General features: G+C 34.7%; 5 protein-coding genes. 2 read left to right on the top strand and 3 right to left on the bottom strand.

The window, feature by feature from the left end:
• Positions 1-549: 549 nt before the first annotated feature.
• Entirely contained in the window at positions 550-2478 is a 1929-nt protein-coding gene (gene dxs, locus AAH582_RS24825) for a 1-deoxy-D-xylulose-5-phosphate synthase (RefSeq protein ID WP_286709791.1), read from the bottom strand.
• 159 nt (positions 2479-2637) lie between these two features.
• Here dxs and AAH582_RS24820 point away from each other — a divergent pair, with 159 nt between their 5' ends.
• Positions 2638-3426 (top strand): segregation and condensation protein A, encoded by a 789-nt coding sequence (locus tag AAH582_RS24820; RefSeq protein WP_286754207.1) that lies wholly within the window; start codon positions 2638-2640, stop codon positions 3424-3426.
• 33 nt (positions 3427-3459) lie between these two features.
• Here AAH582_RS24820 and thiL read toward each other — a convergent pair whose 3' ends face one another.
• Together thiL and nadA are read right to left on the bottom strand one after the other, a co-directional pair.
• Positions 3460-4512, bottom strand: a complete 1053-nt coding sequence (thiL, locus tag AAH582_RS24815; RefSeq protein ID WP_070562660.1) for a thiamine-phosphate kinase — start codon at positions 4510-4512, stop codon at positions 3460-3462.
• A 226-nt stretch (positions 4513-4738) separates the two neighbouring features.
• Positions 4739-5734: a quinolinate synthase NadA gene (gene nadA, locus AAH582_RS24810; RefSeq protein ID WP_046673170.1), complete on the bottom strand. Its 996-nt coding sequence runs from the start codon at positions 5732-5734 to the stop codon at positions 4739-4741.
• 3160 nt (positions 5735-8894) lie between these two features.
• On the opposite strand from nadA, the gene nadB reads away from it, so the two are divergent.
• Positions 8895-10487 carry an L-aspartate oxidase gene (gene nadB, locus AAH582_RS24805; RefSeq protein ID WP_046673171.1) on the top strand — a complete coding sequence of 531 codons (1593 nt, stop codon included), beginning with the start codon at positions 8895-8897 and terminating at the stop codon, positions 10485-10487.

Here is a 10487-nt window from a genome sequence, read left to right as displayed (position 1 = left end):
TCTAAAATTGTTAATAAGTTGATTTACAATACGCGACAAAAAATATGTTGATAACTTTCTCTGAGAACGAAGATGACAAAAAAAAATCAGCTAAAAAACTAAAATATAAAATAATTGATAATACATTATATATCAGTATTTTACCGTGTAAAATTGTGGAAAACTAGCGCTAAAATTGATCTCTAAAAATAATTATTAACATTCCAAATTTATTTCAAAAAAAAGAACAAAAAAAGTAGCAAACTTACTACCTATCAGTCCTTAAGGTCTAAATCTAAATTAACCAAAATAATAGCTAATTACAATCTTTAGTTCATATATTTTTAATATTAAATTTATAAGAATTTAAAGCCAACTTAACATCATTGTCAGAGGACTATTAAAGTTATTTACGCACAACCTTAAAACAAAAATCAATGCGGATTATAGGACAGAAAAAAACAAATTGTAACAGATGAGATGAGTTCTAAATTCAAATATCCCTACCCTTGAAAAATGAAAAAGGAGATCAAAATTGATCTCCTTTTTCATTTTTCAAATGTATAGCTCTTATCCGACCATTGAGCTGGTCAATTTTCCATTGCAAAGTTTTTTGGCTTCTGATACGATAGCATCAGCATCGTAGTGTGCATGCTTCCACTGTGCATTTTGTTCAGCATGCTCAATGATCTTATCCGGAATACCCAAACGAACAACCTGGCTATGATATCCGTGATCGGCCATAAACTCCAATACAGCCGAACCTATGCCCCCCTGTAAACTTCCATCTTCAACCGTGATAATTTTATCAAATTTCTGAAAGACCTGATGAAGCAAAGCTTCATCCAATGGTTTAGCAAATCGAAGATCATAATGCGCTGGATGTATTCCCAGTTCATTTAACTGCTGTACCGCTTTAACAGCTTCATTTCCTATCGCTCCAAAACTTAAGATAGCAAGCTCCTCACCTGCTGATATAAGACGCCCCTTTCCTATTTCTATTTCTGTAAATGGGCGACGCCAGTCTGGCATAACACCATTTCCTCTAGGATATCTAATAACAAACGGACCTTTATTGGGTAACTGCGCTGTATACATTAAATTTCGTAACTCTTCCTCATTCATCGGCGCAGAAACCGTCATATTTGGAACACAGCGCATAAAAGCGATATCATAAGCGCCATGATGTGTCGCACCATCCGCACCGACCACTCCCGCACGATCCAAACAGAAAACAACATTCAGATTTTGTAATGCAACATCATGGATGACTTGATCATAAGCGCGTTGCATAAACGACGAATAGATATTACAGAATGGTAATAATCCCTGTGTTGCGAGTCCCGCACTGAATGTAACTGCATGCTGCTCAGCAATACCAACGTCAAATGCACGGTCAGGCATAGCTTTCATCATAATGTTCATGGAAGAACCAGAAGGCATTGCAGGCGTGATCCCCACAATCTTATCATTTTCTTCCGCAAGCTCAACTAAAGTATGTCCAAAAACATCTTGAAATTTAGGTGCTACCGGTTTATCATTCAAAGACTTCTTGATTTCACCCGTAATTTTATCGAATAGACCTGGAGCATGCCATTTCGTCTGATCTTTTTCAGCTAGCGCAAAACCTTTTCCTTTGATGGTGACGGCATGCAATAATTTAGGCCCCGGTATATGCTTAAGGTCTTCAAGGGTCTTAGCCAATTTCTTGACATCATGCCCATCAACCGGTCCAAAATATCTAAAATTTAAAGATTCAAAGAGATTGGCATTTTTTAATAAAGTTCCCTTTATGCTTTTTTCCAATTTTTTGGCAATACCAAGTGCATTTGGACCAACTTCCGAAATCTTGGTCAATACAGCTGCGATATCGTCTCTAAAACGATTATAGCGCTTGGAGGTTGTTATACTTGTCAAATACTCCTTCAATGCGCCTACATTAGGGTCAATGGACATGCAGTTGTCATTCAGAATAACCAAAAGGTTTGATTTCGAAATACCGGCATGATTAAGTGCTTCAAATGCCATTCCACCAGTCAAGGCACCATCACCGATAACCGCGATATGCTGACGATCCTTTTCACCCTTTATTTGGGAAGCGACCGCCATGCCTAATGCTGCAGAAATAGATGTTGACGAGTGTCCAACACCAAATGCATCGTATTGAGATTCAAAACGGTTAGGAAAACCCGAAATTCCGTTCTCAATTCGATTTGTATGAAATATATCGCGACGCCCCGTTAGGATTTTATGCCCATAAGCCTGATGACCTACATCCCAAATCAATTGATCGTATGGGGTATTCATTACGTAATGTAACGCCACCGTTAACTCGACGACTCCCAAACTTGCTGCAAAGTGACCACCATTAACCGAAACCTGATCAATAATAAATTGACGTAATTCCTGACTTAACTGTTCTAATTGGTCTTCCTTTAGCTTTTTAAGATCAGAGGGATCGTTTATTTTACTTAATAGTTCTCCAGCCTCAAACTGCATAGTACTGCTATTTACATGATATGTTCGTACAAAGTAACGACAATTTTATTTAATCTTTAAAATAAATCGCATTTACATATTGATGAACAACAAATAAAATAATGAATAGTTTGTATCGAAGTTATTCCAAAAGATTTTATATGTAAATTTGTATAAGATATGCAAGTAGAAGAAGGCTACGAAATCAAGCTTCCTCAATTTGAGGGACCTTTTGATTTATTATTATTTTTTATCGAACGGGATGAACTAAATATCCACGATATACCGATTTCAAAGATTACAGATGATTTTTTATCGTATGTGAGCCAAATGCAAGCGCTCAATATGGAAATGGCAAGCGAGTTTATCTTTGTTGCTTCTACACTGATGCGTATCAAAGCTAAAATGCTATTACCTCGTCTGGATCTGGACGACAATGAAAATGAAATCGATCTTAGAGAAGATCTTGTTCAAAAACTTATTCTCTATAAGCAATTTAAAGAGACCTGTGAAGAATTGAGAGTCTTGGAAGAAAATCGTCTCAAACTATACAGCCGAGGCAACATACGCTATGATATCCAACAAAGACTAAAATTAGATTCTACCGGAGAAAATTTGGATAGCTTCGACCTCTATGGTCTAATGATGATTTACGAGCAAATGATGTATCAATTCCGTAATCGTCCCCCTGAAGTAACCCATACAGTTGTCAAATACCCATACACCATTGAACAACAGAAGAAAGCAATTGCCGAACTGATTGAAATCAATAAAAAATTAGATTTTCAAGAAATTCTTAAAAACTCAGAAAATAAAATACAGTTCGTCTATAACTTTTTAGCGATTCTCGAAATGCTCCAGCAGCGATTATTACAGATCGAAGTGGGCTTAGGCTATAACAATTTCAATGTAGGTGAAAGAGATCCAAATGAGACGGAGGAACTCCTGTTTGAGGAGGAAGAAGCATAAAAAAAGACCTGTTTTGAACAGGTCTTTTTCGTATTAATCTTTTTTCTTAAATGCATTCCAGCCTTGTGCCGTTATCGGATAAAGATTCCCAGATTTGGAAATCATCTCACAACCTTCCGATCTTGGCGTCATATAACCAATAATACTAATATCAGGTAAATTCTTAATTTTATCGTGATCCGATTGCGCTATTGTAAACAATAACTCATAGTCCTCACCACCATTAAGTGCAGCTACGGTTGGATCAATGCCAAATTCCCGCCCCGTATCATAAGTCATCTGATCCAATGGAATTTTTTCCTCATATAATCGGCATCCTTTATCTGATTGTCGGCAAATATGAAGAATTTCAGATGCAAGCCCGTCCGAAATATCCATCATCGCTGTGGGCTTGATCCCTAGCTTGGCAAATAATTCAACAATGTCTTTCCGGGCTTCAGGTTTCAATTGGCGTTCAACGATATAATCCTTTCCTTCCAAATCAGGTTGTACATTCGGATTTTCTAAATAAATCTCTTTCTCACGTTCCAAGAGTTGTAAGCCCATATAAGCTGCACCGAGGTCACCGGACACACACAATAGATCTCCTTCCTGTGCTCCACTACGATAAACGATCTGATCTGCATCAGCATAGCCTATACTTGTCACAGAAATAACCAGCCCCTGTGCTGAAGCCGAAGTGTCACCCCCGATTAAATCGACATTATACTTCTTACAGGCAATCAAAGCTCCTTGATAAATTTCCTCTACGGCTTCTAATGGAAATTTAGAGGACATACCGATTGAAAAGGTAATTTGAGAAGCTATTCCATTCATCGCATAAATATCGCTCAAATTGACTTGAACAGCTTTATAACCTAAATGTTTTAATGGTACATACCTAAGATCAAAATGAATCCCTTCCAACAATAGATCAGTCGATACCAAAGTCTTCTTACCTTCGAAATCTAAAACAGCCGCATCATCCCCAATCCCCTTCACAGTGGATTTCTCTGTCAATTCAACAGCCTTACTTATATAATCAATCAGTCCAAACTCGCCCATTTCCTCTAGATTGGTCCGCTCGGTATTATCAAAATCAAACATGCTAAAAAGTTTAAAAGTTTAATATAGGTAATGCCGGATAATCATCTTTGACTGATGCATTAAGATGGCATTACAAAACAAGTATAGCTATAAGTCCAATGAATTTATATGCTTATCCAGCTAAGCGTCTTAATTACAAGCTAGGACAAACATTCATAAAAATTATTTGTATTACGTTAAAAATCAATAATCTACGATAGCTAATCGTAGCAAAAATACAACAAATCTATAGTCCTAAGCGCGCTGATATTTCCAACATACGTTCAATAGGACGTTGTGCACGAAGAATCACATCCTCAGGAAGAAGAATTTCAGGGGACTCATACTTTAGACAGTTGTATAGCTTTTCAAGCGTATTAAGCTTCATATGCGGACAATCATTACATGCACAGGCATTATTAGGAGGAGCAGGAATAAAAGTCTTATGTGGACTCGCTTTTTGCATTTGGTAAAGAATGCCTGATTCTGTAGCAACAATATAAGCCTGGGCTTTATCTGTTTGGGTAAATTTAAGCATTCCAGCAGTCGATCCCACATAATCAGCTATCGCGAGTATATGATCTTCACACTCTGGATGGGCAATAAACTTAGCCTCGGGGTGCTCGCTTTTCAAACGGTCAATTTTATCTTGAGAAAAAATTTCATGCACCATACAAGCTCCATTCCAAAGTACCAGGTCACGTCCTGTTTTCTTCTTAACATATGCACCTAGGTTGCGATCTGGACCGAAAATGATTTTCTGATCCTCAGGAAGACTTTCAACAATCTGAACAGCGTTGCTTGATGTGCATACAATATCTGAAAGAGCTTTCAATTCAGCCGTACAATTTACATAGGTAATCACCAAATGATCAGGATATTGCTCTTTAAATTTAGCAAAAAGATGTGGTGGGCATGAATCTGACAATGAACAACCGGCTTTAGCATCTGGCAAAAGAACCTTCTTCGTCGGTGAAAGTATTTTAGCCGTCTCAGCCATGAAATGTACTCCAGCAAAAACAATTACATCTGCATCGGTTTTCGCAGCTTCCTGCGATAAGCCAAGACTATCTCCTATATAATCTGCTATATCTTGTATTTCAGACTCTTGATAATAGTGAGCCAAGATGACAGCCTTCTTTTCTTTCTTTAAGCGTTGGATCTCTTTAATCAAATCCAGTGAGGGATCAATCGGAGCATCGATATAACCTTTTGCTTGAAGCTCATAATTTACAATTTCCATGCGAGTAGTTTCAGCTTTTATGAGCAACAAAAATAAGCATTGTTATATATATAAAAGTCAATTAAAAGCAAATTAATCAAGTCGTGGTAATATAGCTCTCGCTTCCATTTGATCCATTAGTAGATTATAGTGAATAAAACACTGATATAAAACCTATTATTAATTAGTAACAGATTACAACGTGTTTGCTAAGTCGAGCTCATTGGATAATGTCAGTTTGTAAATTTGATCGAACAATGGTAACTTTTGTCCCATTCCATGATCTTGTAGAACTGACAGCAAAATATGTATTGATCATTCAAAATAAACATTTACAAGTATTAATAGTTAAATTAATTCACATGTAGTTTAATTTCACAGTATTATGTCCATATAAACTCTTTTAGACTTGGATATTTGGAAAACTATTCAAGCTCTTCGTTTATAACAAAAACTGAAAGGGTTTATTTCACATTATTTCGATCTTCGAAAATCAGTTTCATCCATAACTTACTTTCGTAGCCTAAGAAACGTTTTTAGGCATATTACAAAACAATGAAAAATATGGCACAAAAGGAAGCTTTATTTATTAACATTTCAGATAAGAAAACGTTTTTGAGGCCGTATAGGATAGATTAATAAATCTTGGATTGATGTATAATTTTATATCAAATTCTCAGCGGGTTTATTTTGGCAAATTTTGACAGAATTGTGTATACGTGCAGCACTGAAAGCATAAAAATAGCACCGAAAATGAAATAAAGGCTCTTAGAATCGTCTATAGCATATTTTATCACTGCCTAACCAATATATGGCATTCTAATCGCGAGTAGCTGAAGTTTATATATTCTCAATTGCCAACTCATACAGCAACGATGACCAGCATAGGGCCAAAATCAATTTTCCTAAATCATAATACGCCGCAAATAACCAATAGAAGGCATTATTTCCAAAATAAACCCGTCGAGAATAGCATATATAAGTATTATTAGCCTGTAAAAATGAATATAGGAATATAACAGGGATAAATTTATCGGATCAGGCCTAATAGGGTTGAATAAAATAATTCACAATAAACACGATAAGAATTAGATATTTATAAAAAAATCAAATGAGTCGAGTAGAAGCGACTTTAAAAGGCACTAATTCCCGCAAATTGAAATTCGACTAAAATAATGTGTATAGTATCCAAAATAAACTGGATGAGAATTAAAAATTGACCGCTGTGATCTAGAATAGTGCCTTTATTTAATTCTAAGAAGCTTAATATAACTTTTTTTGCTATCTAATTACAGGAAATTTTATAGCAATCACAAATTCAGTCGAAATAACACAAAATAAAGTTAATAATACCTTGTATCTAGATAAAAATCCTGTAAATAGCTCTATTCTAAACTCAATATAACACAATCGGAGCGTATATACCGCTAGAATAATCATCTGGCAATAACTATCGCATAAATTACAATAAACTCAAAATGTATAACTTAAAAGATATTAATTCATATAAAATAAAAAATAAATTATTCAAAATTTAGCCATTTCTAAAATTTGCATTAAAATTTGCGGATTTATAGTACTCGAGATTCAAATATATAGATAATATTAAAAAAAATACTAAATATGCAACTGATAAAGCGCTTTAAAAACGACAAACTCGCTTAGAATTAAATATTCCATACAAATAACGAATCAACAAAATATATTCAATCTATAAGAGCTTAATTTTAGAAAAATAAACCCTGAGAATGATCTAAAAAATTGCCAGATAGCAATAATCCAAAATATTCTAATGTCACTGATCTAAATTTGGATATTTCCTCCATTTAACCGATGTTGGGCTGCAAATATAGTAAGATTGTTTGTTCTGCAATAAATTATTTGAAGAAATTATCTGCATTCCAAAATTATTAACAAGTCAATCTTCGAATTTCAGTTAGATCTTAAAAAATTTACTATTTAAGGCTATAGAATGTCTTAAAAAGCCCTGAAAACAAATTTTTAAAAAATATCCAATTCTAAACAGGTATATTTTTAAACAATCGCCTTGAGATTCTTTTTAAAATTCAATCCCGCGAAAACCAAACAAATATCGTAGCCAAATCTGAATATAAACAGGCAGATCCAGGAATAAAAAATTCCAATAACCAAATACCTCTCAATTTCCATTTTTGAAAACTTTGCTGATAAAGTACAGAAATTTTTGACGCCAATTTTACCTCGTTGAGAAAGCAAAATTCACATATTTTTGAAAAAAATACGCAAATAAGCAAACCTCAAACAGTTTAAAATCCAAATATCAAAATCAATTAAATTGCCTTTTTCATATCAATTTTAAAAGCAAAGATTAGCAACTATTAGAATTCAATAAAAGAATTTATCTGCTCTAAAGACAGAAATATTAAAATCTCATAGCATCCAAATTAGAATTAAAACTTTTCTGAGCCGATTTCTATCGGTTACAAAGCGATAAAATTGAAATAAGATCCCACACGGGAAAATATCCAAGTATAAAACGACTTAAACCTATATTTTTTTTAAAAAAATTATAAATAACGCGCTGAAACTAGATTAAATCCATACACAAAAAAAAATAAAATAAATAGTCAATCCTAAAGCGCTTTAAAAGTCAATAGGAAATTTAAAAAGTAAAATAAACTCAATTAGAATTAAATATTTCAATAGGGGACTTTATAATTCCCGAATATCGAAATCTAACCGCTTCTAATCGAACTTGACAAAACTAAACAAAGATTTTCGAACGTATTCCACAATCTTTTTTTTCAATAAATACTAATTATTTAAAATAGAAAATCTCTTATTGTTTATTATGGTGTGGAAAAGTGGTATAAATTAGGTTATTCCGATTTTGATTTTAGGTTTTTATAGAGTTTTCAACAATTTTTCAACAGAATTTATTCATTAAAGACCTGATTTTTAAAATTCTAAATTATCTTATTTTTTATTTTCCATATATTTTTGTTGAATAGTTTTTGTTTAGAAAATGTGGAAATCTCTAGATTTTTGTGCGGAAAAATTTTAGAAATAAGGCTTGAAAATAGGAGATTTGTGAATTGTTAAATACTTTTCATTTTTATTTAACCTTTTATTTACACGTTTTCCACATTTTTCGTTAATTTGAATCGTCACTTTTGGGGATAGTTTGTGAATTTTAATTTATATGGCAGATAGAAAGGTAGATTTTTTGGTCATTGGATCAGGTATTGCTGGATTAAGCTTTGCTTTAAAAGCATCGAAATTCGGTAAAGTATTGATAGTCACTAAGTCCAATGAGGATGAGTCTAATACAAAATATGCGCAAGGGGGAGTGGCTGCCGTTGTGGATAAGTCAGATAGCTTTGAAAAGCATATCATTGATACTCAGATTGCTGGGGATGGTTTATGCGATGTTGAAATTGTGGAAAACGTAGTGAGAGAAGCACCGGAACGGATTGCAGAACTTATTTCATACGGAACATCATTTGACAAGGAGGAATCGGGGTTATATGATCTGGCAAAAGAGGGGGGACATTCCGCTCATCGTATTTTACATTATAAAGATATAACTGGCTATGAAATTGAGCGTGCATTATTGGCGCAAGCACATAGTGATCCCAACATTGAAATCGTAACGCATTACTTTGCCATTGATTTGATTACACAACATCATTTGGGGGAATACGTGGATAAGAACAGGGAAGACATTACCTGTTATGGAATTTATGCTTTTAATACCTCATCACATTTAGTAGATAAGATTTTGAGTAAGGTTACTGTGATGGCTTCTGGAGGAGCAGGGCATGTTTATTCAAGTACAACAAATCCAACTATTGCGACTGGAGATGGTATTGCTATGGTGTATCGGGCAAAAGGTAAGGTACGTAATATGGAGTTTATGCAATTTCACCCTACTTCTTTATACAATCCAAAGGACTCTCCTGCATTTTTGGTATCTGAAGCCGTACGTGGATTTGGGGGTATTTTAAGAAGGATCAATGGTGAATCTTTCATGGAGGAGTACGATGAACGTGCTTCTTTGGCACCAAGAGACATCGTTGCTAGAGCTATTGATGCCGAGATGAAGAAATCTGGTATAGATTATGTGTACCTTGATATCACGCATCGGAATAAGGAAGATATTATCAAGCATTTTCCAAATATTTATGAAAAGTGTCTTTCGATCGGACTGGATATGGCGAAGGATTTTATACCAGTTACACCGGCTGCGCATTACCTCTGTGGAGGCATTTATGTAGATGATTTTGGACGCAGTAGCCTCGTTAACTTATATGCTTGCGGAGAGTGTTCTTCTACTGGCCTACATGGGGCAAACCGATTAGCTTCTAATTCACTTCTTGAAGCGCTTGTTTATGCACATCGTATTTTCCTGGATGCCACAAAGTCGATAGGATTGATTAACCATATTGTTGATGTCCCCGAATGGGATGACTCTAAAACCTCTCTTTCAAATGAGGATATTTTGGTAAGTCATAATTTACGCGAGTGCCAAAAGATTATGAGTGACTATGTTGGCATTGTCCGTTCCGATTTTAGGCTTGAAAGAGCTCTTAAACGGCTACATCTCTTGTATGAGGAGACCGAAGAATTTTATCGAAATACAAGGCTTTCTGTTAAACTGTGTGAATTACGTAATGTTATTCAAGTAGCTTATATCGTGACAAAATCAGCTATGTTACGGAAAGAAAGTAGGGGATTGCATTATACAACGGACTATCCGAAACATTCGGAAGTATTACAGGATACAATTTTTTAA

Source organism: Sphingobacterium multivorum (assembly GCF_039511225.1).
Classification (GTDB): Bacteria; Bacteroidota; Bacteroidia; order Sphingobacteriales; family Sphingobacteriaceae; genus Sphingobacterium.
The sequence above is the reverse complement of the archived record's forward strand: the minus strand, read 5'-3'. Positions and strand labels throughout refer to the sequence as shown.